A 25,501-nucleotide genomic window follows, 5' to 3' on the forward strand; every position below is an offset into this window, starting at 1 on the left:
GGGAGGGATTAGAACCATCGTTAACTTGCCCTAGACAGCATTTTTACTGCTGCGCTTATATACTTTATAACCCTTTCTATGTAAGTGTTTGAAAGTTTAAATTAAACTATTTTGCTTTCACTTCAACCATTGCTTCAACCATTGATGTATGATTAGTGCTATCACTTCAACCAACTAATCAATATGACGGTAGCCAAAAGCAACGATTTTAAGTATTTGTCGATGATGACAATGAATACTAACTACGGGGTTATGTACCAAGTACGTCTATGCAGCAAGCTAGGTAGAAAAACAATAGGCGTTGGCGCTGACAAAATTCAGGCATTGAACCTAGCCTTGATGATTGATGAGGAAATCAACAAACAAGTTGTCAATGGTCAACCCGTAGAAATTGACTACCTCAAGGCATTAGTAAAAGAAGCGCAAGAAGCTCTTAAAGTACAAAAAACCGAGAAATTGAGGTTAGTAAAAAAAGATGACTTGCACATACTGTGGGATAAGTATGTGTCATTTCACACATCTATTGGTGTATGGGAGGAAACATATATTCTGACAACTATTCAAACCGTTGGAAATTTAATTAAACGTTGTCCATTTCAACGACTTGAACAAAAAAATCAAGTAGTAGAATGGATTTTTGACGATTCAACCCGTAGCAGTAAAACAAGTAAAGACAGGTTCAAATTAATAGTTGCTGCTATTGATTGGAACTCTAAAACCGATAATATTCAGCGCAAATGGGGTATAGACTACCGAGACTTACTATCATCTATCTCAATCAAGTCTGAGAAAAAAACAAATACAACTTGTGACGATGATCGGGAAATAGATATCTTCACAGTCAGTGAAGTTTACAAAATCCTACACGCTCTCAAAAATGAAACATACTCAAGGTTTCCTGGCAAGCATTACCAGTACTTTAAATACATTTACTTCTGTTGGTTAACAGGTTGTAGACCGTCAGAAGCGGTAGCCTTGAAATGGGAAAATATAGACCTAATCAAAAAGCGGATCAAGTTCTGTGAAGGTCAAGTTAACGCCAGTGGAAGAATTATTAAAAAGAAAGGAACAAAGACAGTTAGTGTTCGTTACTTTCCGATCAATGATGAATTGCAAGCATTATTAGAAACTATCCCTCATAGGACGGGTTATGTATTCTTGAATGCTGCTAATAAGCCTATCTCGCAGAAAGGCTTAAACGGAGTATGGCACACATTATTAGATGCTATGGAGATCAGGTATCGTATACCTTATCAATTACGTCACACAATGATTAGTTATCACGCTAACAACGATTACCCGATCCATAAGTTAGCTGAAATAGTAGGCAATAGCGACAAAGTTCTTAAGGAACATTACTTAAAACTTGATATTGAACGTATCAAACTACCAGAGATTATCAAATCAGTCTAACCACCTCTAGCAACCTCTACAACCGACACAAACAATTCAACCTTAAGGAATAACGGAGAGGGAGAGATTCGAACTCTCGTTAAGTTGCCCTAAACAGCATTTCCAGTGCTGCGCCTTAAACCACTCGGCCACCTCTCCAGGTGTGTTTCTTTTTTTAGCTTACATCGTTTTGGCGTAAGCTCTAATTATTATACAGTATATTTCGCTACTTGATCTATGCCCCATTACTATAAAGTTAAAATTCACAATCGCCAGACAGGTACTTATCATACACTAACAGTGCCAGACGATCGCTATATTTTGCATAGTGCGGAAAATCAGGGAACGGAACTGCCTTTTTCCTGTCGTAATGGCGCTTGTACCACCTGTGCTGTGCGCGTTAAGTCAGGGATTATTCACCAACCAGAAGCCCTGGGACTTTCTCCCCATCTGCGCGAACAAGGTTATGCTTTGTTATGCGTAAGTTATGCTCGCTCTGATCTGGAAGTAGAGACGCAGGATGAGGATGAAGTCTACGAACTTCAGTTTGGTCGCTACTTTGCCAAAGGAAAAGTCAGATTTGGGCTGCCGTTAGATGAGGATTGACACTCTCCTGCCAAGCTTGCGCTGTGACTGGAGATTCTTGCTTCATCGAGAAATGCTTTTGATGCAAGCACCAAGGAGTCTTATTTTCTCTCCACAAGCTTGAAATCCCGTATGCCCTACGGTATTTGAATGTTTTGCCTTCACTACTTGTCCCAATTATGTTGCTTGGTTATCACAACTACAGGAGGTTCGCTTGACTGATAACCACTTTACCACAAAATCAATAACGCGATTCATCTCACCACCAACCCAGTACAGTGTGGTGGGAGTCCTCTCACGGTTGAGGAATAGAAATTTAAAATTTCGGGGTAAAGCTCGATCTCAACTCCGGGTTAATAATTTTATAACCTTACAGAAAAGGGGATTGCTAATTTTATGCTGTTGCTTACTGCTGTTCGGTTGCCAATCGAGTAAGCAACCTCAAGGCACAATGGTCAAGATCGAGCGGGTTGTCAGTGGTCAAACTCTAGAATGGGTGGATACGACTAAACAACCTGCATTAATTGATCGAGTAAGGTTAATTGGCATTGAAGCACCAGATTTGCGACAACAGCCTTGGGGAGATCAGGCAAAACAACAGCTTGAGCAATTGACTGGGAAAATAAATAATCAAAAGCTGGTATTTGAATCAGTTTTATTAGAGTCAGATGTCGAGCAAGTAGATCAATTTGGGCGAAAGCTTGCTTATGTATGGAAAGATGGAGTATTGCTCAATGAGCAGCTAGTGAAAGAAGGTTCTGTACTAGCAGTAGTGCGATCGCCTAATCACAAGTACGATCAAAGATTAATCCGCGCCCAAGAATACGCCCGACTCATGGGCAAAGGGATTTGGAATCCTGAACAGCCAATGCGGTTAACTCCTGCTGAATTCAAAAGTCAAAACAAGTAATCATGGGTCAAAATTCTCCGGATCAGTTACAAATTTTTCTGGATATTGCTACAGAAGCAGCCTTAGCTGGTGGTGCAATCTTGCAAAAATATTGGGGTAAGTTAGAAGCAGTACAAGAAAAAGGACGACCAGGTGATTTAGTAACTGAAGCAGATAAATACGCCGAAAATGCGGTCTTAGAAATAATCAAACGCCATTTCCCACAGCACTCAATCCTGGCAGAAGAATCTGGTCAACTGGGAGATAATAGCAGTGAATATTTGTGGGCGATCGATCCTCTTGATGGCACAACTAACTACGCACATCAATATCCTTTTTTCGCAACTTCAATTGGATTATTAATTAATGGAGTTCCTAAAGTTGGTGTAGTTTTTGATCCCTTTCATAACGAATTATTTCGCGCTGCTACAGGCTTAGGAGCAACTCGCAATCGGCAACCAATTCAAGTTTCTCAAACATCATCCCTCAGCAAAAGCTTATTAGTGACTGGCTTTGCTTATGATAGAAGGGAAACAGCAGATAATAATTATGCTGAATTCTGCCACCTGACCCACCTGACACAAGGAGTTCGGCGCAGTGGGGCAGCTTCGGTTGATTTAGCTCATGTTGCCTGTGGACGCTTAGACGGATATTGGGAGCGTGGACTATCCCCCTGGGATATAGCAGCCGGAATAGTATTAGTACAAGAAGCCGGAGGTACAGTCACAGCATACGATCGCAGTCCTTTAGTTATCCATTCTGGTCGCATTCTCGCAACCAATAGTTACATCCATGAAAGCCTCAGTGATGAACTTTTACAGATTTCTCCCTTAAAAGTTTGAGGTCAAACAAGATAAATCTACGACATACTATAAGCAGGCAAAAAGCTCAGACAGGCGGCTATGTCTTTTAAGATTGAACAAGGACTATTTAAGTTAGATCTCACTGACCACCATGCAATTTTAGGTGTGCCAGTTGATGCTGACCCCGATCAAATACGTCAACGTTATAAATTGGTGGCGCGTCTATTGCACCCCGATACTTGTGCAGCAGAAACGCCAGAGGAAAAAGAGTTTGCCAAGCAACTGTTTTCCAAGTTAGTCAGCCCTGCATATTCAGAACTATCTAAGTCTCGTAACCGTGCCGAATATTTGGTGTTGCTAGGTCATGTAGGGAAGCGTCTAGCCACCGAACCCGCTACAGCGCAAATTACTAGCCTAGCCGCCAAAGAATTAGCACAAGCAGGTGCTAATTTAGATAGTTTATATAAGAATTTGTTGCGAAAATTGGCAGCAAAACAGTATGACTCTTTCTATCAGGTAATAGAAACCATTGCTCAAATTAGTGAGCTAAATATGGTTTTCTTGATGTACAAAGAAGGTCAAGGCATCAAAACAATCACAACTGCTGGAAGTGCTAACTACACAGTTGCAAAACAAACAACCCAAAACATACCTGTTTCTGGAAATAAACCTGCGGAGTCCCCCACATCGCCAGTTACTCCTTATCTTCAGAGGGCTGAAGAGTATGTGAGTAAGAATAATTTGGCTAAGGCGATTTTGGAGTTACGGGATGCTTTGAGTTTGGAACCCAATAATAGTACCTGCCATAGTTTATTGGGGATGATTTATTTGAAGCAACATCAGGGAACAATGGCTAAAGTTCACATTAATAAAGCTTTGCAATTGAATCCCAAAGACCCAAAAGCATTACAAGCTAAACAATTACTAGATAAATTTCAACAGTCAGTCACGGGTAAGACATCCCAGCAATCACAGTCAAATCAAAGCAAAGCAACTAATGCAAAACCCTCTGATAACTCTGGCGGGGGTTTATTTGGTGGTTTATTTGGTGGCAAGAAGAAGTAAAGATTTAGCCAAGTAGAAACGCGAAATTTCGCGTCTCTGTAAGGGTAAGGATGACTGTTGCAAGAGTTATAATTTTCAAGCCGACTGCACCGAAGCTAATAGCTGAATAATTAAATAATGACTTATCAACCACCCACTTCGTTCTCCGCTCAAAAAGGAGATGACAGAGGACTAAACTTTTATGCACCTGGTGCTAGGGATTTGCTACCGCTTGATGTTGCCCAAAAACGTTGGGTGGAAAAAGGCTTGCAGCAAGTGTTTCATCGGTGGGGTTATCACCGAATTATTACCTCTACTTTAGAAAGGCTGGATACTTTAATGGCTGGTGGGGCAATTCAGCCAGCAACAGTTATACAGGTAGAGGATGCAGAAGCAGGAACCCTGGGTTTACGCCCAGAATTAACGGCATCGATCGCACGGGCTGCTGTCACCCGTATGGGAGCCGCTTCCCCCCAAAGGCTGTACTACAACGCTAATGTCTTTCGCCGATCTCCTGTGGGTCATCATGGTCGCCAGCAAGAGTTTTTTCAAGCTGGGGTCGAACTAATTGGCGCGGCTGGGATATTGGCGGATGCGGAAATTTTGCTGTTGCTGGCAGATTGTTTTGGGCAGTTAGGGTTACAGCAGTGGCATTTAATTCTAGGGGAAGCAGGTTTAACGCGATCGCTTCTTTCTTCTTTCCCCACAGCATTACAAGATAAAGTACGCTGCTGTATTGCTAATCTTGACTATATAGCCTTAAAAAATCTCCCTCTATCGGAAGAACAGCAGCAACTAGCATTATCTTTGTTTGATCTGCGTGGTCGCCCAGAGGATGTTTTGCAACGAGTCGCCAGCTTAGATTTAGATGTATCCGGTCGTCAGAGCGTTAATAATCTCAAATCTTTAGTGGAACTGCTTAATCAGACTTGCACTTCTCCTTTGCCACTAATTCTTGATTTGAGCTTAATTCAAACTTTTGACTACTACACTGGCATTGTGTTTGAAGTTGTCAGTGATGCTGGAATAAATGCGCGAGTTTTAGGGCAGGGCGGGCGTTATGATCAACTGCTGGGTCTTTACCATCCCCAAGGAGAAACATATCCAGGGATAGGTTTTTCTCTCAATATCGAAGAATTGCATCAGGTACTACTATTTAATGGTCAGTTACCCCGTCATACACCCGCAAGCGATTGGTTAGTTGTACCAACAACACCCGAAGCTGAGGCGGCTGCTTTGGCTTATGCTCAAAAACTGAGAGCGGCTGATAATTTAGTGCGGGTGGAAATGGAATTAGTCGGGCGCGAACAGACAGAAATTCGGGAATATGCTTGCGATCGTCACATCGGTCGCATTGCGTGGGTGAAAACTGATGGTAACACTGAAATAGAAACAGTTAACAGTTAACTTTGCTCTGCTAATCGCTAAAAGCTAACTGCTAATCTAGAAGCAGTCGCCTTCCTTTACAACAAACAGAGAGAACACCGTGCCGCATACAATTGTCACTGATATATGTGAAGGCGTTGCTGATTGTGTCGATGCCTGTCCTGTCGCCTGTATTCACGATGGTCCTAGCAAAAATGCTAAGGGTACTGACTGGTACTGGATTGACTTTACTACTTGTATTGACTGTGGTATATGTTTGCAAGTTTGTCCGGTAGAAGGGGCAATTGTCCCAGAAGAACGTCCTGACTTACAAAAAACCCCACAATAGCAATTAGCGGTTAGCAATTAGCAATAAGCACTCAGCTAGAAGTTGTTTCCTCTGATTGCTTTTGGCTATTGGCTAAATAGTAATTTGGCTGGTATATATAACAATGATGTGTTTATCTGTATAAGCTTCCGGCTAACCGCTAAAAGCTAACCGCTAATTTATGAATAATTCTGCTCCTATATTAGAAGTTGAAGATGTCTGGGCTGGATATATTAAAGATTTAGATATCCTGCAAGGTATAAATTTTAAAATTTATCCAGGTGAATTGGTTGCTGTGATAGGACCTAATGGTGCAGGTAAATCAACTCTAGCCAAGGCGATTTTTGGGTTGCTAACTCCCCATCAGGGCAAAATTAATTTTAAAGGCGAAACTATTTCTGGGTTAAAGTCAAATCAAATTGTTAAACGTGGGATGTGCTATGTACCGCAAATTTCTAATGTTTTTCCTTCTTTAAGTGTGGAAGAAAATTTAGAAATGGGTGCTTTTATCCGTAAAGATGCTTTGTCACCACTGAAAAAAAAGATTTTTGAGGCTTTTCCAGTTTTAGCTAAACGGCGATCGCAACGTGCTGGTACACTCTCTGGTGGTGAACGCCAAATGTTAGCAATGGGAAAAGCTTTAATGCTGGAACCCAGCTTATTATTATTAGATGAACCTTCTGCTGCTTTGTCTCCTTTGTTAGTAACTAATGTGTTTGAGCAGATTAAACAAATTAATCAAGGGGGAACGGCAATTGTTTTGGTAGAACAGAATGCGCGTAAAGCTTTAGCAATGGCGCATCGGGGTTATGTGTTGGATACAGGACGCGATCGCTTTACTGGCGCTGGCTCAGAATTGTTAAATGACCCCAAAGTGGCAGAATTATATCTGGGAGCGGGTAAACATCACTAACAACCAATTAACAATTAACCATAACCCATGATCAATCGCCAGCCATCATGTTAAGTTTATTTTCATCCAGCTACTTATTAACTGTTTAAATCTGCTTAAGTTATCAATACTTAATTTTTTAACTGTTACTCGTTTGCTGTAACTGGGAACTATAAATAGTAAGCGCTGCCTTAACAGCAAATTGCTGATCAAAAGTAGCGCTAATTTCCTATCAATATTGTACTTTTAACTAAAAAATAACATTAATTAATGTAATGAACCAAGATTCGCTCATTCCTGCCAATGAATCAGAGCGACTAGCAGCCGTGCATCGCTATGATATTCTTGATACACCTATAGATGGTGCTTTTGACCGCATTACAGCCCTAGCCGCTAGGTTCTTTCAAGTTCCCATTTCAATTGTTAGCATTGTTGATCATGACCGAATTTGGTTTAAGTCCCATCATGGGTTAGAGGTAAAGCAGATTGGAAGGGAACCAGGATTATGTGCTAGTGCGATTTTGCAAGATAACGTTTACACGGTTGTAGACGCTAAAGTAGACCCTCGCACATTAGCTAATCCCTTAGTAGCTGGAGATTTTGGGCTAAGGTTTTATGCAGGATTCCCTTTGCAAACCAGTGATGGATTTAATTTGGGAACGCTATGTGTAATTGATCAACAACCCCGTGAAATAACAGAGGCAGAAAAAGCAACTCTTCAAGAATTAGCTGCGATCGTTATTGATGAACTAGAATTGCGACTAGCTGCTAAAAAAGCGGTGGAAACTGAATTGGCTTTACGAGAAGCTGCACTGGAAGCAACCCGTGCTAAAAGTGAATTTTTGGCAACTATGAGTCATGAAATCCGCACTCCAATGAATGGAGTAATTGGGATGACGGAATTAATGCTAAATACAAAACTAACTTCTCAGCAACAACACTTTGTTGAAACAATTCGTCATAGTGGTGAAGCTTTACTAACTATTATTAATGATATTTTAGATTTTTCTAAGATTGAGTCTCAAAAACTAGAGTTAGAAAAACAACCTTTTAATATCTTAAATTGCCTAGAGGAATCACTCGATATACTTGCCCCTAAAGCAGCAGAAAAAAACTTAGAATTAGCATACATAATTCAACCAAATACGCCCAAAAAGCTAATCGGCGATGTTACAAGACTGCGGCAAATTATAATTAATTTACTAAGTAATGCTGTCAAATTCACCAAGGATGGGGAAGTCTTAGTTTCAATAACTTCCCATCAATTGCCAGCAGGGGAAAATATCGAGCAAAATCCTCATCTTAAAAATTGCTACGAATTGCAATTTGCTGTCAAGGATACAGGGATTGGTATTCCTACAGAACGGATGGATCGTCTGTTCCAGTCTTTTAGTCAAGTTGATTCTTCAACAACTCGTGAATATGGAGGTACTGGGTTAGGACTGGCGATTAGTAAACGGTTAACGGAACTCATGGGGGGTCGAATGTGGGTTGAAAGTACGGTTGGACAAGGTTCGATCTTTTATTTCACGATAATTGCTCCATCTGTTGCTGACGGTTCTTTAGCCCAAGAAAATATAATTCCGCCTCAGTTGGTTGGTAAGCAGCTATTGATTGTCGATGACAATGCTACCAACCGCGAAATCTTGATGCTACAGGGGCAATCTTGGGGAATGCTTACTTATGCTGCTAATTCTGGCGCTGAAGCTTTAGATTTGCTCAGTGAAGGTAAGAGTTTCGACATGGCAATTCTAGATATGCAAATGCCAGAAATGGACGGATTGACTCTAGCAAGGGAAATTCGCGGCTTACCAAAGGGTGAAAAATTACCTTTAGTAATGTTGAGTTCGTTAGGTAAATTAGAAATTGGATCAGAAGTAGACGCAGTTAAGTTTGCAGCTTTCTTGTACAAGCCAATTAAACAATCTCAACTATTCAATACATTGAACGATATTTTGGCTCAACAGCCCATCAAGGTAGAGACGCGCAATTGCGCGTCTCTACATACAAGCTTTGACTCTCAACTAGCAAAACAGTTGCCTTTACGGATTCTTTTAGCTGAGGATAATAGTGTTAATCAGCAGGTAGCTTTGTACTTTCTAGAACAAATCGGATATTTAGCTGATGTTGCTGCTAATGGTTTGGAAGTGCTGGAAGCTTTGCAACGTCAAGCTTATGATGTGGTGCTGATGGATGTCCAAATGCCAGTGATGGATGGATTAGCAACAACTCGTCAAATTAATGCGGAATATGCCCCTACTGCGCGTCCTCGCATTATTGCTATGACAGCAAATACCATGCAAGGCGATAAGGAAGAGTGTTTACAGGCGGGGATGGATGATTATATCAGCAAGCCTATCCAATTAGCTGAATTATATGATGCTTTGAGTAAGTGTCAGCCAAAAGATTTGCCATTGCTTGAAGCTGGTAAGATAGAGGCTGTGGAATACCAAGAACAAGCATTAATACTTAAGTCGGATGATGAACAGTCGCCTTTGACCAACTCCTTAATTCCAAGTGCGATTGATTACAAAATATTGCAATCTTTTTGTAGCACAATGGGCAAAAAAAGTTCAGGGATAGTTGTTAAGTTAATTGATTGCTACCTTGAAGATGCACCAAAATTATTAGAATCAATCAATAGTGCGATCGCAACTGTTAATTCTACACAATTGCGTCATGCAGCCCATACACTCAAGGCAAGCAGTGCTGCTCTTGGTGCTACTAATCTGGCTAGTTTATCCCATAAATTAGAAATTCTCGCCCAAGCTGGAATGATGAATAGTGCTTCGGAAAGCATTTCACAGATGGAAGCGGAGTATAACAGAGTTAAGGTGGCTTTGGAAAGGGAAAAACAGCACCATGAATTTTAGTCCTAATCAGGAAGATTCCCCACTAGCTTTGATCGTAGAAGACGACAGATTCATGCGGATGCAGCTAACTACTGTGATGGAGCAAGATGGCTACCAGGTAGTAGAGGCAAGTAATGGTAAAGAAGCTTTAACGGCTTACACTCGCTACCAACCAGATGTGGTGCTGCTAGATGCAATTATGCCGATTATGGATGGCTTTACTTGCTGCCGTCAATTACAAAAGCTGCCTAGAGGTGCTAGCACTCCCATATTAATGATTACCAGTCTCAATGATGAGACATCTGTAGATCTAGCTTTTGATGTAGGTGCTACCGATTTTATTACTAAACCGATTCACTGGGCGGTGCTACGTCAACGAGTCCGTCGTATGCTACAGGCTAGTCGCGCTACCGAAAAATTACAGCGTAATTTCCTTAGAGAGCGACTGATCACTGGAATTAGCCAGCACATCCGTCGCTCTTTAAATCTTAAAGATATTCTCGATACTACTGTGGTTGACGTGCAGCAGTTCCTTGGCTGCGATCAAGTTTTAGTTTATCGCTTTTATCCCGATGGCTCTGGAACTGTTGTCTCTGAGCAGGGAATTTTGAGCAACCATAAGATGTTGGGACAATACATCAGCGATCCTTGCTTACCAGAACCTTACCCACAGCTATTTTATCAAGGATGGTTTGATGAGATTGCAGATTTAGAACAAGCTAATTTAAAACCCGATCACTTGCAATTGTTACAAAAGTTAGGGATAAAAGCTAGGTTAGTAGTACCGATTCTTAAAGGGGAAATACTTTGGGGTTTGCTGATAGCTCATCATTATTCTAGTAGTAGAGAGTGGTTTGCTGAAGAAATAGAACTTTTGCAACAACTAGCTGATCAGCTAAGTCTTGCCCTTGCCCAAGCTGAACTTTTAGAAACGATTCAAGAAAGAGAGGAACGATTCCGCCAATTAGCGGAAAATATTGACGATGTTTTTTGGATAAGAGACCCTGAGAAAAACAAAATAATTTATATTAGTCCTGCATACGAAAAGATTTGGGGTTTTAGTTGTGAGAGTATTTATAGAAATGCTAAATCTTTTCTTGATGCTATTCCTGATGAGGATCGAGAGCGTGTAATTGCTGCTTTGCCTAAACAGAGATTAGGTAATTACGACGAGGAGTATCGGGTTGTGCAACCGGATGGCACAATTCGTTGGATACGCGATCGCGCTTTTCCTATCTCTGATGCTACAGGTCAAGTTTACCGCATAGTTGGAATTGCCGCCGATATCACAGAGCGCAAGCAAGCAGAAGCGAATATTTATCAAGCACTCCAGCAAGAAAAAGAATTTAGCGAACTGAAATCCCGCTTTATTTCTATTGCCTCCCATGAGTTTCGTACACCACTAACTACCATTTTGGCTGCTGCTGAATCTTTTGAATATTACGGTCATAAATGGACAGAAGAGAAAAAAACCAGTTATTTGCAGCGCATCAAGCAGAGCGTTAAATATATGACGACTATGTTAAATGATGTGCTAGTTCTTGCTAAAACTGAAGCCGGAAAAACTGCTAGTAATCCTACTTGGATTGATTTAGGAGAATTTTGTTATGATTTAACTCAAGAAATCAAAATAAGTGATGGCAAGCAACACATTATAACGTTTATTAGTTGCGCTAATTCTAACGGCGACACCCCCGAAAAGTTACCTGCATTTACAGATGAAAAGTCGCTACGCCATATTTTTAGTAATTTATTATCTAATGCTATCAAGTATTCACCATTAGGAAGTGTAGTTAGGTTTAAGCTGATGGTTTCAGATGAAGTCGCCGTATTCCAAATTCAAGATCAAGGAATAGGTGTTCCTGTAGAAGATCAACAAAGGCTGTTTGAATCTTTTCATAGATGCACAAATGTTGGTAATATTCCTGGCACTGGATTAGGACTAGCAATTGTCAAAAAATCAGTAGACTTACTCGGTGGTAGTATCACTATTGATTCTGAAGTGGGGAGGGGTACAACTTTTACAGTTAGGTTACCGTTGAACACTTACAAAAATTTGCCTACGGAGAAGTCACTTGTGAATGAACAAAGTATTTCTAGCAATAAAGCAGAAACTTTACGCGCTTTGAGCGGTGGAATGAATACTCAAGGTTGAGTTGCGAGAAAATAAAATAACTACTTGTTTAGTATTTTTTTAATTGTAGTGGCGATAAAACTTCTTCCAGAACATCTCCAAACCATTATTAATCATGCAGAAAGCACTTATCCAGAAGAGTGTTGCGGCATTATGTTAGGAAAAATGGATAGTACTGACAAAACAGTAGTAGAAGTTTGGCAGACAGAGAATGCTTGGAGTGCAGAAACAGCAGATGATTATGTAGATGCGGAAGTGGTAACAAGTAAAAGGCGGCGATTTGCGATCGCACCCTTAGATATGTTAAAAGCACAAAAAGCAGCACGGCAATCTCAGCTTAATATTGTGGGCTTTTTCCATTCCCATCCAGATTATCCAGCAATTCCTTCGGAATTTGACCGTACTTATGCTTGGCAAGAATATTCTTATATCATTGTTTCCGTAGTGCAAGGCAAAGCTGGTGATATTCGCAGTTGGTGTCTAGATGACACCCATCAATTCCAAGCAGAAGAAATTATTACATTTCATTAACAACTGTGTTTAAACCTACACACGCACATCCGCGCATCGTTCCACAAGAGTAAATAAAAAGACTATTGTAGGTTAAATAGGCTATTACTTCTCTCTGCGTACCTCCTGTTGTCATGCTGAATCCAAATCTGGATGAAATCCAGTTAACTAAAGAAGAATACGAACGATACTCACGACACCTAATCTTGCCCGAAGTTGGACTAGAAGGGCAAAAACGCCTCAAAGCTGCCAGTGTGTTGTGTATTGGTACAGGTGGACTAGGTGCGCCGCTACTGCTGTATCTAGCTGCTGCTGGTATTGGGCGTATCGGTATTGTTGATTTTGATATCGTAGATACTTCCAACCTGCAACGCCAAGTAATTCACGGCACATCTTGGGTAGGGAAACCCAAAATTGAGTCTGCCAAAAACCGGATTTTGGAAATCAACCCACACTGTCAGGTTGACCTTTACGAAACCCGCTTAACTTCTGAAAATGCCCTGGACATCATTAAACCTTATGACATCGTAGTGGATGGTACAGATAACTTCCCCACACGCTACCTAGTTAATGATGCTTGTGTATTGCTAGATAAACCTAACGTTTACGGTTCTATCTTCCGCTTTGAAGGTCAAGCAACCGTCTTTAACTACGAAGGTGGTCCCAACTACCGTGACCTTTACCCCGAACCACCACCACCAGGAATGGTTCCTTCCTGTGCTGAAGGCGGAGTTTTAGGAATTCTACCTGGAATGATTGGCGTTATCCAAGCAACGGAAACAGTCAAAATTATTTTGGGACAAGGTACAACTTTAAGTGGGCGCTTGCTGTTGTACAACGCCTTAGAAATGAAGTTTAGGGAGTTAAAGCTGCGTCCTAACCCAGAAAGACCCGTAATTGAGAAATTAATTGATTACGAACATTTCTGCGGTATTCCCCAAGCAAAAGCAGAGGAGGCTAAACAGCAATTGGAAATTTCTGAAATGACTGTTCAAGAACTTAAGCAGTTACTCGATAGTGGTGCGGATGATTTTGTTTTGCTAGATGTCCGTAACCCGAATGAGTATGAAATTGCTCAAATTCCTGGCGCTGTTTTAGTACCATTACCAGACATTGAAAGCGGTAAAGGTGTTGAAAAAGTTAAGGAATTGCTCAATGGTCATCGCTTAATTGCTCATTGCAAACTGGGTGGTAGGTCTGCTAAGGCGTTGGGTATTCTAAAATCAGCAGGCATTGAAGGTACAAATGTTAAAGGTGGGATTACGGCGTGGAGTCGTGAAGTTGATTCTTCTGTGCTTGAATATTAATTAAAGTGTCTCTAGGAAGACGCTATTGGGATGCAGGACTATCAATCTGGATCGATAAATCAACAGCGTCTTCATCAAGAACTTAACAATTGGAACCCCAAGCTACGTTTTGCTTTGCGCGTTAGTGGCTTGGGGCTTATTTTATTGTTGTTACCGATCGCTGCTGCGGTTTATAACTATTGTGTTGGACATATAACTTTTAAAAACCCGCCCTTTTCCTGATGTGTAGTATTTTCAGGGAAAATTGCTATTAAGCTCTTTTTTACCTACTGCTCAATCTCTGCTAAATCATTAGGTGTGTTGCAATTAAATAATACCTCGCTATCAATTACCTGCAATTCCTTCACAGGATGTTGAGCTAACCACTTTTGAAAAGAGCGCCCTCCCTGATTAATAAATTCTGTCAGCAGTGGTAAGCAACGGCAATGGTAAAAACCACATAAGGGTTCCCATCCTTTAAGGCTTCGGGGAATAAGAGCAATATAATCTTTGCTACTTACTTGTGAAAGATTACTTAATTGCTCTACCCAATTTTGTAATACTTCTACTCGCAAACGTGGCAAATCACAAGCAAGTAATAATACCCAATCAGTTTGGACATAACTTAACCCTTGGGAAAAACCAACCAATGCGCCATGTGGTTGAGTTTCTTCTCCTATAGGTAATTCTAAAATTAATTGGCAGTTGGCAGGTAGAACTTCTTGATATTTTTCTATCCAAGGCGTGACAACATAAACTTGTGAAGTACACCCAAGAGCAACTTCACAAACTCGTCTAATTAGTGGCGTACCTTGGATGGGTATTAAAGCTTTATCTCTACCCATCCGAGAACTTCGCCCCCCTGCTAACACAATGGCAGTTAGTTGTTGATTATTCATAGCACTGCAAAAGCCTACTGATTTACGCTAAGTGGTAGTGTAGAGTCTTCCGTACCGACAGCGTGATTACTGAGGTACTAAAATAGAAGTATAAATTGTATAGTTTTGTATCAACTCCTGTAGACATATAAATACTCATGGCTCCAGCCGTTTTAATTCAACAGCTTCAAAAGCACTACGGCTCAATCCAAGCCGTTAAGGATGTCTCCTTCCAGGTAGAACCAGGGGAAATCTTTGGGCTACTTGGTCCCAACGGTGCGGGTAAAACCACCACAATTAGATGTTTGTGTACTTTGGCGAAACCCGATGCAGGTAAAATTGAGGTAGCTGGTATCTCTGTAATTGATAATCCCAGGGCTGCACGGCAAAAGTTAGGTTATGTAGCTCAAGAAGTTGCCTTAGATAAAGTATTGACTGGGCGGGAACTCCTAGAATTGCAAGCTGCACTTTATCACCTACCTAATAAGATAGCGAAACAAAGAGTTGATGAGATGTTGGCTGTTTTAGGCTTGCAGGAATACGCAGATAAAAAGACAGGTAATTATTCAGGTGGCTTACGCAAGCGTCTAGATTTAGCTGCTGGCTTGTTGCATCAACCAAATGTTTTAGTCTTGGATGAACCAACAGTAGGGTTAGATATTGAAAGCAGAGTTGTAGTTTGGAACTTCTTGCGCCAATTGCGAGATGCAGGTACGACAGTTGTAATTACTAGCCACTATTTAGAAGAAATTGATGCTTTAGCTAACCGAGTGGCGATTATTGATCAAGGGGTAGTGATTGCTAATGGTACACCATCTGAGTTGAAGGATCAAGTGGGAGGCGATCGCATAACTCTCCGCATCCGCGAATTTTCTCCTACAGAAGAGGCAGAAAAAGCCAAAAATATGCTTTCATCCTTGCCATTTGTGCAAGAAGTGATTATTAATACTGCTCAGGGGAACTCGTTAAACTTGGTGGTGAAGGCACAAAACGATGCTTTGATGCAGGTTCAGCAATCTCTCAAAGATGCAAATTTACCGATTTTTGGGATTGCTCAATCTCGACCTAGTTTAGATGATGTTTACCTCGCTGCTACAGGTCGTACTCTATTAGATGCAGAACTAGCAGCTAGTGGTAGTCGTGATTTGAAAGCAGAGAAAAAACAGGCAATGCGATAGATGTAATTTTAGAAATTGCAAAGATGCGCTCGAATAGCGTGCGCTTTGCGCGAATCAACTCCGCAGGAGTATCGCATCTCAAACAGAAAAACACAAACAAAATAAAAGATATGAGCCAAACTATTACTCCTCCATCAAATGTTAGCTTGCAACCACAGGTGACATTACAAAGCGGTGGTACACCTAATGCTATTGGTGAGTTTATTCAGGAAACCCTCGCTTTAACAAAACGTTTGTTTATTCAATTGCAACGCCGTCCCTCAACATTAATTGCAGGGGTAATTCAGCCGTTAATGTGGCTGTTTTTATTCGGGGCGCTATTTCAAAATGCCCCCCAAGGATTATTTGGTAACGATTTAACTTACGGCAAGTTTTTAGGCGCGGGCGTGATTGTCTTCACAGCTTTTGCTGGTGCTTTAAATGCGGGCTTACCTGTAATGTTTGACAGAGAATTTGGCTTTCTCAACCGCTTGCTGGTAGCGCCTCTAGTATCACGATATTCAATTGTCGCAGCATCAGCAATTTATATTATCGCCCTCAGCTTTATCCAGACAGCAGCAATTGTGACAGCAAGTGCCTTACTTGGTACAGGTTTACCTAATTTATTAGGTTTGGGGATGATTGCTTTAATTATCTTGTTGCTAGTTGTGGGTGTTACTGCTTTAAGCTTGGGTTTATCTTTTGCTTTACCAGGTCATATTGAGCTAATTGCAGTAATTTTTGTAACGAATTTACCACTGCTATTTGCTAGTACTGCCCTTGCGCCTTTATCATTTATGCCTCAATGGTTACAAATTGTAGCTACTCTGAATCCTTTAAGTTATGCTATAGAGCCTATTCGCTATCTATATACCCATAACAACTGGACATTGGGTAGTGTAGTCATGCAAGCGCCTTGGGGTGCTGTCACCTTCGGAGGCTCCCTACTCGTACTGCTAGGATTTACCACAGTAGCGTTAACCGCAATTCAACCACTACTACGCCGTAGATTCGCGTAGGATAAAATCATCATAGTTCGTAAAAAATTTGGCTATGACGATGAAAAACCAATTTCCCATCTTAACTAAGCTTTTTTCTAGAACATCTTTAACTGTTCTAGCTGGCATAGGATTTGCATCCTGCTTGCTGCCTCAAGTATCTTGGGCGCAAGCAGCCTACCCTACATATTCTACCCAAGTAGATGAATTTAAAACTCAGGAACAAGACCCCTTAACAGGCTCAAATAATGGTGGTTTTAATCCCTTAGATTTGATTCATCGTGCTAATTTGGGAGCTCTCCGCACTTATGAGGAGTTTTCCGCAGAACAAAATACCAATCTTAATAGCGCGACTGATGATTTCAAGAAGCAACAATTAGAAATGATTCGTAAGATGAACCAAAATTCAGCCACCGGATCAGGATCTTCTGTGCAAAAAAAAAACTAATTAGTAGGGCTAATGTTATCTCTAGCCCTACTTTTACAGCAGTTTTAAATTGATGAAATACAGGCAATGGTGGGGGTGGGTTTAACAAATTATTCTTGTTTCCACAACAACTTATTTGTTAAACCTACCCCTATTTTGATTAAGCACCCACAGCAGCTAAAATATCGCTGGCATGGGTTTCAGTTTTGACACTGGAATCAACGTGAATAATTTTGCCGTTTTCATCAACTACATAAGTGACACGCTTGGCATAACCGCCACCGTCAACGTCGTAAGCTTTGATGATACTGCCATCAACATCGGCAAGTAGAGGGAAAGGTAGATTGTATTTTTCGGTAAATTTTTGGTGAGAGGTTTCATCATCTTTGCTGATACCTAGCACCACAATATCTTTGCCTTGATATGCGGAATAATTATCTCGAAAGCTACAAGCTTGTTTAGTGCAGCCTGGTGTATCATCTTTGGGGTAGAAATACAAAACTACTTTTTTACCTGCAAGATTAGATAATGAGACGGTGTTGCCGTTGGTATCTTTTGCTGTAAATTCTGGTGCTGTTGTGCCGACTGTTAATGCCATTGATTGCGTTTCCTTAAAATTTATAATTCTTTATGCTTATAAATTCTACAAGCTCACGACTTAGGTAAGGTGGAGCCTTAGTATAATCGTTACCAGGTTGAACTTGGGAACGAGGAAGTAGAGGTTTTGCCTCCCGATGATTCTCTGCTATAACTTACTGCTAGTTAAAATGATTTCTACTCAGTCTAAAAATTCCCAATCAATTGAATATCCTAGTCGCACTGTAGCACGAGCAGAAAGGGCGATGCGCTGTTCTCCTTTCCGGTTGTATCTATTTGTGTGTATGGGTTCTACGAGTGTGCCAATACAGGCGATCGCATCTGACTCGGGTGTGCAGCATAATTACACTAAACGTCCATTATCGGAATTAGGGGCGGAAAATGCTTTAGTTTGGTTAATTCAAGTAGGCATTTTACGCCGTGAAGTAGATGGACAAGGCATTACTGATAGTTTTCGCCTCACACCGTTAGGTCGTCAGCTAGTAGAAAAATACGAGCCAAATGGTGGTATTATACCTGCGCCATCTTTATTAGATTTGCTTTCTAATACCTTGACTCGCTGGTTAAGACTACCTTTTTAATTTAGGACTTACTCATCGGAAAAGTATTTTTAAGAGATTTTAACCGCAGATAAACGCAGATAAACGCAGATATTTTCTGTGATTAATTATTGTTCGGATAGGTTATAACTCAAATTTTGGATAATTAACCACAGATGTAGCACAGATGCACACAGATAAACACAGATGGTATAACTAATTTTTGCAAGAAGTCTAATAGTTAAAAATGAAAGCAATTATGGTAGTGGGAACAACTTCCCACGCAGGAAAATCTCTACTTTGTGCTGCTATTTGTCGGATTTTGTCACGGCGCGGTTGGCGGGTGACTCCTTTTAAAGGGCAAAATATGGCTTTAAATGCCTATGTTACTGCTACAGGAGGAGAAATTGGTCACGCCCAGGCGGTGCAAGCTTGGGCTGCTGGTGTTACACCAACAATAGAGATGAACCCAATTTTACTCAAACCTCAAGGAGATATGACTTCTCAGATTATTCTCAAGGGGAAAGCTGTCGGAACAGTTACCGCCGTTGATTATTATGAGAAGTACTTTGATTTAGGTTGGCAAGCAATTCAAGAGTCACTACAAATTTTATCGGAAAAGTTTGATTTAGTTGTTTGTGAAGGTGCGGGTAGTCCAGCAGAAATTAACCTCAAACATCGTGATTTAACTAATATGCGTGTGGCGCGGTATTTGAATGCGCCGACGCTGTTAGTAGTAGATATTGATAGAGGTGGATCTTTTGCTCATGTTGTCGGTACTTTGCAGTTGTTAGAACTAGAGGAACGAGCTTTAATTAAGGGTGTGGTAATTAATAAGTTTAGAGGACAGCGATCGCTCCTTGAATCTGGTATTACTTGGCTAGAAGAATATACTGGTATTCCTGTTATTGGTGTAATTCCCTGGATTGACCAAATCTTTCCCTCTGAAGATTCTCTAGATCTACTTGATCGCCGCTCCCGAAAAACTAATACTGATATTACTATTGGAGTAATCCGCCTACCAAGAATTGCTAATTTTACTGATTTTGACCCACTAGAAGCAGAACCTAGTGTTAACCTGAAATATATTGCACCCCAAGATAATTTGGGACATCCAGATGCAGTAATTATACCTGGTTCTAAAACTACCATTTCTGATTTAATGGTATTACAAGAAGCTGGTATGGCAGAACAATTGCAAAATTACATCGCCGCAGGTGGTACAATTCTGGGAATTTGTGGCGGTTTCCAAATGTTAGGCAAAACAATCTCCGACCCACAAGGAATCGAGGGTGAAACAAAAATATGTAATGGTTTAGGATTATTACCATTAACTACTGTAATGACAGTTGATAAAATTGCTCGTCAACGCTCAGTAAAGTCTCAATATCCCCAGGCTGATTTACCTGTTACGGCGTATGAAATCCATCAAGGTAACACTGAATTTTTAGATCCAAAAAAAGTATCATCACCCCAGCGTTATCAATATCTATTTGATGATTCTGATTTAGGAATTGTCGATATTAATCAATCAGTATGGGGTACTTATTTACACGGTATTTTTGATAATGGTGCTTGGAGACGTACTTGGTTAAATTATCTTCGTGAGCAGCAAGGATTAAAAGCTTTACCTACAGTTGTTCCTAATTATGAGGAAACTAGGGAAGAAGTTTTAAATTCTTTAGCCGATACTGTTGAAACTTATTTAGACCTGACTTTATTTCTACCACCTTCTAGATGAATGAGAAAGACAAAAGTTTATTAAATAATACATCTTAGTGTTATAATCCGAAAATGTGTTATTTATATTTTTAAATGGATATAGTTAACTAATTATAAATAGTATGAGTGTTTCTATAGAATTTTTACCAGATGAAATAATAATTGAAGCTGAACCAGGAGAACCTATACTTAAGGTTGCTCAACGTGCTGGTGTGTGTATTCCTACAGGTTGCTTGATGGGGTCTTGTCATGCTTGTGAGGTAGAACTAGATGATGGTGAAGCTATATGTGCTTGCATTTCATCCGTACCCGCAGGGCGATCGCATTTAACTATCAACCTCTATTCTGATCCAACCTGGTAGAAATTAATTAATATTCAACAAGAATAAATTATCTAGTTATGATCGCAGAACAATTACTGTTAGAAGAAGCTGAACAATTACTCGAAAAATCTATTATTTATTATCAAAATCGTCCAGTTGGAACAGTTGCAGCTTGCGATCAAGAGTTAATTGCTCTTAATTATGATCAATGTTTTGTCCGCGATTTCATTTCTTCAGCACTGTTTTTTTTAATTAAAGGTAGAACAGATATTGTCCGCAATTTTCTAGAAGTAACTTTACAACTACAACCCAAAGAAAAGCAATTTAATTCCTCTCAGCCTGCGCGAGGTTTAATTGCAGCTAGTTTTAAAGTAGAATTAGTTGATGGACAAGAAAAGTTAAAAGCTGATTTTGGTGAACACGCGATCGCCAGAGTTGCCCCTGTTGATTCTTGTCTCTGGTGGATGATTTTATTACGCGCTTATGTCCATGCTAGCAAAGATACTGATTTAGTTTATCGAGATGATTTCCAAGAAGGTATTAGATTAATTTTAGATCTTTGCTTAGTAACTAAATTTGATATGTATCCCACGCTATTAGTTCCAGATGGCGCGAGTATGATTGATCGACGGATGGGAATGTATGGCTATCCCTTAGATATTCAATCTTTATTTTACGCTGGCTTGTGCGCTGCCCGTGAATTACTATATCCTAACAAAGATAATCAAAAAATACTTAAAATACTACATAATCATATTAATTTATTACTACACCATATTAGAGATAATTATTGGATAGATCCTCAACGTTTAAATACAATTTATAGGTATAAAGTTGAGGAATACGGAGAACACGCTCTTAATCATTTTAATATCTATTCAGATTCTATCCCTTTCCATAATTTAACTGAATGGTTGCCAGCATCAGGCGGTTACTTAGCAGGTAATTTAGGACCATCTCAAATAGATTGTCGTTTTTTTGCTGTTGGCAATTTAATAGCAATTATTGCTTCACTAGCTACTAAACAACAGTCAGAAGCAATTTTTAATTTAATTATAGAAAGATGGGATGATTTAATCGGCAATATGCCAATGAAGATTTGTTTTCCCGCCTTGGAAGATATAGCATGGCGGTTGCTTACTGGATGCGATCCTAAAAATAAACCTTGGTCTTATCACAATGGCGGTAACTGGCCCGTATTAATGTGGATGCTAACAGCAGCAGCACAAAAAATTGGCAAAGGTGAGGTTGCTGCTAAAGCAATTGAAATAGCGGAAAAAAGCTTAAGTAAAGATGGCTGGGCAGAATATTATGATGGGAAAACTGGCAGACTTATTGGTAAAGAAGCTAGAAAAAATCAAACTTGGTCAATTGCGGGTTACTTGTTAGCAAAAGAACTAATTGCTAACCCTAATCATTTAAAATTATTTAGCTTTGATGAATATATGTAAAGGTATTGGCTTATTGTTCATTTTGAAATGGAAAAGATGATTTATCCATTGGAAAATAGTAAACAATATTACCTTCCTCAGTCACGTCAAAATGAGCAGAACATTCTTTTGCCCATTCATCTAAAAACTGCCTAGCATGAAGCGGTTTTAAATCGGTTTTCATAGCAAAATCAAAAACAGTCACACGCCCTTGATTTTCTGTCAGAATTTGGTTAAAGACAGAATTAAGAAAACGCTGCTGCTGGCGCTTTTGCATTTGATTACGATTCCAAAACCACCATAAACCACCTGCTGCCCCTACCACTATTAATAACGGTAATAATGCCCGCAGAATAGCAAAAATCAGACTAATAAAAAATAAGACAACTAATACATAAATTAGTCCGACACCGGAATTAAATCTTTTGATAGACATTTTGACCTACCTCCACTCAGGTTGCGATCGCCTACTCTAATTATTGTGCCTGTTTTTTGAGTGAGGAGTAAGGATTTACTGGTAAGTTACAAGATCTCTGGCAAAAGTCGATCAAATCAAATCTACATCTGCGTTTATCTGCGTTTATCTGCTTTCATCTGCGCTAAAAAAAATCAAAATTGTAATTTTGCTATAATTTGATACTTCTAAGATTTAGCTTTAGCTTGCAGTGCATATTCTTTAAACCGCTCTAAATCTGCTTGAATGGTAGACTCAACTACACGCCCCAAAAACAGATTATCCATGATCTTACCCAAAAAACCAGGAATAGCATAAGAAATAGTCATTTTGACAATGCTACCGTTCTTGCGGTCATAAAAGCGAATTGCGCCTTGATTGTGCAACCCATCCACAGATTCCCATTGGATAATTTGGTGGGGTATTACTTTTAAAGTGCGGGAAAGCCACGTGAATTCCAAACCACCAGTAGCTAGTTTCCAGCGAGAAAGCGTTGGATCGTCGTCTAAAACTTTAACAGAGTCAATCCACTTCATCCACTTGGGCATTTGCTCTAAATCAGACCATAAACTCCACACTAGGTCTATGGGAGCATCAACCTCTACTTGTACACTATGCTCTAGCAAATCAGCCATGTAATTTTATATTTGAGTTTATATTGGGGATGGTTTGTAGAGACGTTATATGCAACGTCTCTATGTTTTGCCTAACTTCAAGCTGTAGTTACAGGCGATCGCACTACAAAATTGTTAGCATTTTCCAAGATAACTTTAGCAGCTTGTCTGCCTGAAATAGTAGCGCCTTCCATGCTGTCGATGTAATCTTGTTGTGTATAACTACCAGCTAGGAAGAAATTAGCGATCGGGGTTTTTTGTGCTGGACGGTAGGCATCCATACCAGGTGCTTCACGGTATAAAGACTGAGCAAGCTTAACCACACTATACCAAGTCATGTTCAACTCGCGGGAAGAGGGAAAGAGTTCGTGAACTTGCTTGAGGACATGATGTGCGATCGCTTCATTACTCTGCTTAATAAAAGGATCGCCTGGAGTGAGTACCAATTGCAACAAGGAACCTTGTCCCTCTCTGTAATAATCAGCAGGACTTGTTAAAGCTAAATCAGCAAAGCAAGAGAAATCTGCATCTGGCGTATACAACAGATTATCAATTCCAGCAGCATGATTTAATTGTTTGCGTTCCTCTGCATTGTGTAATTCTGTCACCCAACCATCAAACCGCAGTTGTACTGTAGCTACTGGAACAGCATCTAATTTATAGATATTGTCAAATTCCGACCACTTGCGCCACTCTTGGGGTAACACTCGCTGAATTCCAGGGATATCACAGGCGCAAACATACGCATCAGCAATGATAGTTTCTTCTGTTTCCCCTTGAGCAACTACTAAACCAGTTACTCGCGTTTCTTCCCCAACGCCTGTAAATTTAATTTCTCTGACTCTGCGACGGGTGTGAATTTTCGTGCCTTTTGCTTCTAAATATTCAATGATGGGTTTGTGCAAATACTCAGAGGGGGAACCTTCCAACATTCGCAACACAGATGCTTCTGTTCTCGCTGCAAAAAACTGGAAGATAGTCAGCATACAACGAGCGGAAATATTTTCACAGTCGATGAAACCGAGTGCATAAGCAATTGGGTTCCACATCCGCTTAATGCTGCCATCAGAACCGCCATGACTGCGAAACCAATCAGCAAAGCTGACTTTATCAAGGTCGCGGATATTTTTCATCGCACCCTCAAAGTCAATTAAGCCGCGCACTATCGGGCTAGTTCCTAACGCTAGGGCATTTTGTACTTTATCTTGTAGCGATAGTTGCGACGTAGTAAAAAATGCCTTTAAACCATTAAACGGCGCACCTGTAATAAAGCGAAAATCTAATTCGCCTGTTTTGCCGCCTTTGTTGATAAAACTGTGAGTATGCTGTTTCAGGCGGAGTTTATCCAATACGCCCACCTTTTTCATCAAGTCAAAAAGCTGATAGTAGCAACCAAAGAAAACGTGCAAACCCATCTCAACGTGGTTGCCGTCTGCATCTATCCAACTGCCAACCTTGCCGCCAACGAAGGGGCGAGATTCAAATATTTCTACTGAGTAACCAGCATCAACCAAATCAACTGCTGCCGCCATGCCAGCTAGTCCCGCCCCAACAATTGCAACACGCATCTGGTCTGTCCTTCTCACTTTCTTTACAAATTTTAAAATTATTTGGCAATATTCTCAAATAATGATTCACAGGAATCTATTAAACTAAGCAACTACTAGATTATTTAGCTGCGCTTCACACTGTTGAAAAACATAGTTGACAGCAGCAAATAACTTATCTAGCTCCTGAATTGTGTAAAAAGTTTGATTGCGAGTAAATATTTTGTCTTCAAGCTTACCAAATTGCCAGCGATCGCCATTGGAAACAATCCCAAATATAATGATTTGAAATTCATCATTAAGTCGTTGTGCTGCTACCATTTCAGCTAGACACTGCGCCCATCCTTCATCAAATTTATCTTGCTTTGCCTCAACTAATAAAAAGTAAGGTTTTTCAAACACAACTTTTCCTAGAGGAGAACGTTTTGCCAAGATATACTCAGGAAAACCGGAAAGATTCTGATCGTAAGTGAGAGATTGATGACTCCACAAAATAAAATTGCTGTAATAGCATTTCCAAACTTCTTTCAAAACAGGATAAATTAAGTTTTCACAAATAGCAAACTCAGAGTTATCAACAACTCCCTCCTGTGTAACAAAGGCTAAATCTGCTCGAAAGTAATCAGAAATATTAAACTGATTTTCAACAATAAAGTTTGCTTCAGTATAAATAATCTGAAATGTTTTGAGAACTTCGCTGATAGTTTTATAACTACTGAAAGCCATTTTAGCCTC

Annotated in this window: 25 protein-coding genes and 1 tRNA gene; 19 read left to right on the top strand and 7 right to left on the bottom strand. The window is 40.2% G+C overall.

The window, feature by feature from the left end; genetic code table 11:
- The first annotated feature begins 183 nt into the window (after positions 1–183).
- On the top strand, positions 184–1,413 hold the full coding sequence (locus CRI9333_RS19745) for a tyrosine-type recombinase/integrase (RefSeq protein ID WP_015204933.1): 1,230 nt from the start codon (positions 184–186) through the stop codon (positions 1,411–1,413).
- Positions 1,414–1,466: 53 nt separating this feature from the next.
- Here CRI9333_RS19745 and CRI9333_RS19750 read toward each other — a convergent pair.
- Positions 1,467–1,551: transfer RNA gene (locus CRI9333_RS19750), tRNA-Ser, on the bottom strand.
- Between the two features lie 78 nt (positions 1,552–1,629).
- Here CRI9333_RS19750 and CRI9333_RS19755 point away from each other — a divergent pair.
- The 11 genes from CRI9333_RS19755 to moeB all read left to right on the top strand — a co-directional run bounded on the left by CRI9333_RS19755 (position 1,630) and on the right by moeB (position 14,101).
- Positions 1,630–1,998 (top strand): 2Fe-2S iron-sulfur cluster-binding protein, encoded by a 369-nt coding sequence (locus CRI9333_RS19755; protein WP_015204934.1) that lies wholly within the window; start codon positions 1,630–1,632, stop codon positions 1,996–1,998.
- Between the two features lie 364 nt (positions 1,999–2,362).
- Entirely contained in the window at positions 2,363–2,887 is a 525-nt protein-coding gene (locus CRI9333_RS19760; RefSeq protein WP_015204935.1) for a thermonuclease family protein, read from the top strand.
- A gap of 2 nt (positions 2,888–2,889) precedes the next feature.
- Complete coding sequence (locus CRI9333_RS19765; protein ID WP_015204936.1) at positions 2,890–3,708, top strand: inositol monophosphatase family protein; 819 nt, start codon at positions 2,890–2,892, stop codon at positions 3,706–3,708.
- Positions 3,709–3,768: 60 nt separating this feature from the next.
- Entirely contained in the window at positions 3,769–4,734 is a 966-nt protein-coding gene (locus CRI9333_RS19770) for a J domain-containing protein (RefSeq protein WP_015204937.1), read from the top strand.
- 117 nt (positions 4,735–4,851) lie between these two features.
- Positions 4,852–6,120: an ATP phosphoribosyltransferase regulatory subunit gene (locus tag CRI9333_RS19775; protein WP_015204938.1), complete on the top strand. Its 1,269-nt coding sequence runs from the start codon at positions 4,852–4,854 to the stop codon at positions 6,118–6,120.
- A gap of 79 nt (positions 6,121–6,199) precedes the next feature.
- A complete protein-coding gene (locus CRI9333_RS19780; RefSeq protein WP_015204939.1) occupies positions 6,200–6,427 on the top strand; it encodes an indolepyruvate ferredoxin oxidoreductase subunit alpha in 228 nt (75 codons plus the stop codon).
- A gap of 160 nt (positions 6,428–6,587) precedes the next feature.
- Positions 6,588–7,319, top strand: coding sequence for an ABC transporter ATP-binding protein (locus tag CRI9333_RS19785; protein ID WP_015204940.1), 732 nt, complete (start codon positions 6,588–6,590; stop codon positions 7,317–7,319).
- A gap of 254 nt (positions 7,320–7,573) precedes the next feature.
- Positions 7,574–10,171, top strand: a complete 2,598-nt coding sequence (locus CRI9333_RS19790) for a response regulator (RefSeq protein ID WP_015204941.1) — start codon at positions 7,574–7,576, stop codon at positions 10,169–10,171.
- Positions 10,161–12,305 (top strand): ATP-binding protein, encoded by a 2,145-nt coding sequence (locus CRI9333_RS25165; RefSeq protein WP_015204942.1) that lies wholly within the window; start codon positions 10,161–10,163, stop codon positions 12,303–12,305. Before CRI9333_RS19790 ends, CRI9333_RS25165 begins: the two co-directional genes overlap by 11 nt.
- A gap of 48 nt (positions 12,306–12,353) precedes the next feature.
- Positions 12,354–12,815: a Mov34/MPN/PAD-1 family protein gene (locus tag CRI9333_RS19800; protein ID WP_015204943.1), complete on the top strand. Its 462-nt coding sequence runs from the start codon at positions 12,354–12,356 to the stop codon at positions 12,813–12,815.
- A gap of 113 nt (positions 12,816–12,928) precedes the next feature.
- A complete protein-coding gene (gene moeB, locus CRI9333_RS19805; protein ID WP_015204944.1) occupies positions 12,929–14,101 on the top strand; it encodes a molybdopterin-synthase adenylyltransferase MoeB in 1,173 nt (390 codons plus the stop codon).
- Positions 14,102–14,367: 266 nt separating this feature from the next.
- Here the strand turns inward: moeB and CRI9333_RS19815 are convergent, their stop codons facing one another.
- Positions 14,368–14,979 carry a molybdenum cofactor guanylyltransferase gene (locus CRI9333_RS19815; RefSeq protein WP_015204946.1) on the bottom strand — a complete coding sequence of 204 codons (612 nt, stop codon included), beginning with the start codon at positions 14,977–14,979 and terminating at the stop codon, positions 14,368–14,370.
- Between the two features lie 137 nt (positions 14,980–15,116).
- Here CRI9333_RS19815 and CRI9333_RS19820 point away from each other — a divergent pair, with 137 nt between their 5' ends.
- The 3 genes from CRI9333_RS19820 to CRI9333_RS19830 all read left to right on the top strand — a co-directional run bounded on the left by CRI9333_RS19820 (position 15,117) and on the right by CRI9333_RS19830 (position 17,561).
- Positions 15,117–16,136, top strand: coding sequence for a daunorubicin resistance protein DrrA family ABC transporter ATP-binding protein (locus CRI9333_RS19820; RefSeq protein WP_015204947.1), 1,020 nt, complete (start codon positions 15,117–15,119; stop codon positions 16,134–16,136).
- A 110-nt stretch (positions 16,137–16,246) separates the two neighbouring features.
- Positions 16,247–17,134, top strand: coding sequence for an ABC transporter permease (locus CRI9333_RS19825; protein WP_041226846.1), 888 nt, complete (start codon positions 16,247–16,249; stop codon positions 17,132–17,134).
- Between the two features lie 34 nt (positions 17,135–17,168).
- Complete coding sequence (locus tag CRI9333_RS19830) at positions 17,169–17,561, top strand: hypothetical protein (protein ID WP_015204949.1); 393 nt, start codon at positions 17,169–17,171, stop codon at positions 17,559–17,561.
- A 139-nt stretch (positions 17,562–17,700) separates the two neighbouring features.
- Here CRI9333_RS19830 and CRI9333_RS19835 read toward each other — a convergent pair whose 3' ends face one another.
- On the bottom strand, positions 17,701–18,138 hold the full coding sequence (locus tag CRI9333_RS19835; protein ID WP_015204950.1) for a peroxiredoxin: 438 nt from the start codon (positions 18,136–18,138) through the stop codon (positions 17,701–17,703).
- A 169-nt stretch (positions 18,139–18,307) separates the two neighbouring features.
- On the opposite strand from CRI9333_RS19835, the gene CRI9333_RS19840 reads away from it, so the two are divergent.
- From CRI9333_RS19840 to CRI9333_RS19855, 4 genes are all read left to right on the top strand, one after another.
- Positions 18,308–18,718 carry an Npun_F0494 family protein gene (locus tag CRI9333_RS19840; RefSeq protein ID WP_041226134.1) on the top strand — a complete coding sequence of 137 codons (411 nt, stop codon included), beginning with the start codon at positions 18,308–18,310 and terminating at the stop codon, positions 18,716–18,718.
- A 205-nt stretch (positions 18,719–18,923) separates the two neighbouring features.
- Entirely contained in the window at positions 18,924–20,417 is a 1,494-nt protein-coding gene (gene cobQ / locus CRI9333_RS19845) for a cobyric acid synthase CobQ (RefSeq protein WP_015204952.1), read from the top strand.
- Between the two features lie 103 nt (positions 20,418–20,520).
- Positions 20,521–20,760: a 2Fe-2S iron-sulfur cluster-binding protein gene (locus tag CRI9333_RS19850; RefSeq protein WP_015204953.1), complete on the top strand. Its 240-nt coding sequence runs from the start codon at positions 20,521–20,523 to the stop codon at positions 20,758–20,760.
- A gap of 38 nt (positions 20,761–20,798) precedes the next feature.
- On the top strand, positions 20,799–22,172 hold the full coding sequence (locus CRI9333_RS19855; protein WP_015204954.1) for a glycoside hydrolase 100 family protein: 1,374 nt from the start codon (positions 20,799–20,801) through the stop codon (positions 22,170–22,172).
- A 10-nt stretch (positions 22,173–22,182) separates the two neighbouring features.
- Here the strand turns inward: CRI9333_RS19855 and CRI9333_RS25170 are convergent, their stop codons facing one another.
- From CRI9333_RS25170 to CRI9333_RS19875, 4 genes are all read right to left on the bottom strand, one after another.
- Complete coding sequence (locus CRI9333_RS25170; RefSeq protein WP_015204955.1) at positions 22,183–22,587, bottom strand: hypothetical protein; 405 nt, start codon at positions 22,585–22,587, stop codon at positions 22,183–22,185.
- Between the two features lie 206 nt (positions 22,588–22,793).
- Positions 22,794–23,240, bottom strand: a complete 447-nt coding sequence (locus tag CRI9333_RS19865; RefSeq protein WP_015204956.1) for an SRPBCC family protein — start codon at positions 23,238–23,240, stop codon at positions 22,794–22,796.
- 77 nt (positions 23,241–23,317) lie between these two features.
- Positions 23,318–24,787 (bottom strand): 9,9'-di-cis-zeta-carotene desaturase, encoded by a 1,470-nt coding sequence (gene zds, locus CRI9333_RS19870; protein WP_015204957.1) that lies wholly within the window; start codon positions 24,785–24,787, stop codon positions 23,318–23,320.
- Positions 24,788–24,871: 84 nt separating this feature from the next.
- Positions 24,872–25,492 (bottom strand): hypothetical protein, encoded by a 621-nt coding sequence (locus tag CRI9333_RS19875; RefSeq protein WP_015204958.1) that lies wholly within the window; start codon positions 25,490–25,492, stop codon positions 24,872–24,874.
- Positions 25,493–25,501: the final 9 nt, after the last annotated feature.

Origin of the sequence: Crinalium epipsammum PCC 9333, from assembly GCF_000317495.1 — a bacterium.
Taxonomy (GTDB): domain Bacteria; phylum Cyanobacteriota; class Cyanobacteriia; order Cyanobacteriales; family PCC-9333; genus Crinalium; species Crinalium epipsammum.

Excerpts from the sequence above, each read along its gene's own strand:
- CRI9333_RS25165 (WP_015204942.1), top strand. The coding sequence starts at position 10,161 with ATGAATTTTAGTCCTAATCAGGAAGATTCCCCACTAGCTTTGATCGTA.
- cobQ (WP_015204952.1), top strand. The coding sequence starts at position 18,924 with ATGAAAGCAATTATGGTAGTGGGAACAACTTCCCACGCAGGAAAATCT.
- CRI9333_RS19755 (WP_015204934.1), top strand. The coding sequence starts at position 1,630 with ATGCCCCATTACTATAAAGTTAAAATTCACAATCGCCAGACAGGTACT.
- CRI9333_RS25170 (WP_015204955.1), bottom strand. The coding sequence starts at position 22,587 with ATGTCTATCAAAAGATTTAATTCCGGTGTCGGACTAATTTATGTATTA.
- CRI9333_RS19840 (WP_041226134.1), top strand. The coding sequence starts at position 18,308 with ATGATTTCTACTCAGTCTAAAAATTCCCAATCAATTGAATATCCTAGT.
- CRI9333_RS19790 (WP_015204941.1), top strand. The coding sequence starts at position 7,574 with ATGAACCAAGATTCGCTCATTCCTGCCAATGAATCAGAGCGACTAGCA.
- CRI9333_RS19770 (WP_015204937.1), top strand. The coding sequence starts at position 3,769 with ATGTCTTTTAAGATTGAACAAGGACTATTTAAGTTAGATCTCACTGAC.
- moeB (WP_015204944.1), top strand. The coding sequence starts at position 12,929 with ATGCTGAATCCAAATCTGGATGAAATCCAGTTAACTAAAGAAGAATAC.
- CRI9333_RS19825 (WP_041226846.1), top strand. The coding sequence starts at position 16,247 with ATGAGCCAAACTATTACTCCTCCATCAAATGTTAGCTTGCAACCACAG.
- CRI9333_RS19820 (WP_015204947.1), top strand. The coding sequence starts at position 15,117 with ATGGCTCCAGCCGTTTTAATTCAACAGCTTCAAAAGCACTACGGCTCA.
- CRI9333_RS19745 (WP_015204933.1), top strand. The coding sequence starts at position 184 with ATGACGGTAGCCAAAAGCAACGATTTTAAGTATTTGTCGATGATGACA.
- CRI9333_RS19850 (WP_015204953.1), top strand. The coding sequence starts at position 20,521 with ATGAGTGTTTCTATAGAATTTTTACCAGATGAAATAATAATTGAAGCT.
- CRI9333_RS19765 (WP_015204936.1), top strand. The coding sequence starts at position 2,890 with ATGGGTCAAAATTCTCCGGATCAGTTACAAATTTTTCTGGATATTGCT.
- CRI9333_RS19875 (WP_015204958.1), bottom strand. The coding sequence starts at position 25,492 with ATGGCTTTCAGTAGTTATAAAACTATCAGCGAAGTTCTCAAAACATTT.
- CRI9333_RS19855 (WP_015204954.1), top strand. The coding sequence starts at position 20,799 with ATGATCGCAGAACAATTACTGTTAGAAGAAGCTGAACAATTACTCGAA.
- CRI9333_RS19775 (WP_015204938.1), top strand. The coding sequence starts at position 4,852 with ATGACTTATCAACCACCCACTTCGTTCTCCGCTCAAAAAGGAGATGAC.
- CRI9333_RS19830 (WP_015204949.1), top strand. The coding sequence starts at position 17,169 with ATGACGATGAAAAACCAATTTCCCATCTTAACTAAGCTTTTTTCTAGA.
- CRI9333_RS19835 (WP_015204950.1), bottom strand. The coding sequence starts at position 18,138 with ATGGCATTAACAGTCGGCACAACAGCACCAGAATTTACAGCAAAAGAT.
- CRI9333_RS19865 (WP_015204956.1), bottom strand. The coding sequence starts at position 23,240 with ATGGCTGATTTGCTAGAGCATAGTGTACAAGTAGAGGTTGATGCTCCC.
- CRI9333_RS19815 (WP_015204946.1), bottom strand. The coding sequence starts at position 14,979 with ATGAATAATCAACAACTAACTGCCATTGTGTTAGCAGGGGGGCGAAGT.
- CRI9333_RS19785 (WP_015204940.1), top strand. The coding sequence starts at position 6,588 with ATGAATAATTCTGCTCCTATATTAGAAGTTGAAGATGTCTGGGCTGGA.
- zds (WP_015204957.1), bottom strand. The coding sequence starts at position 24,787 with ATGCGTGTTGCAATTGTTGGGGCGGGACTAGCTGGCATGGCGGCAGCA.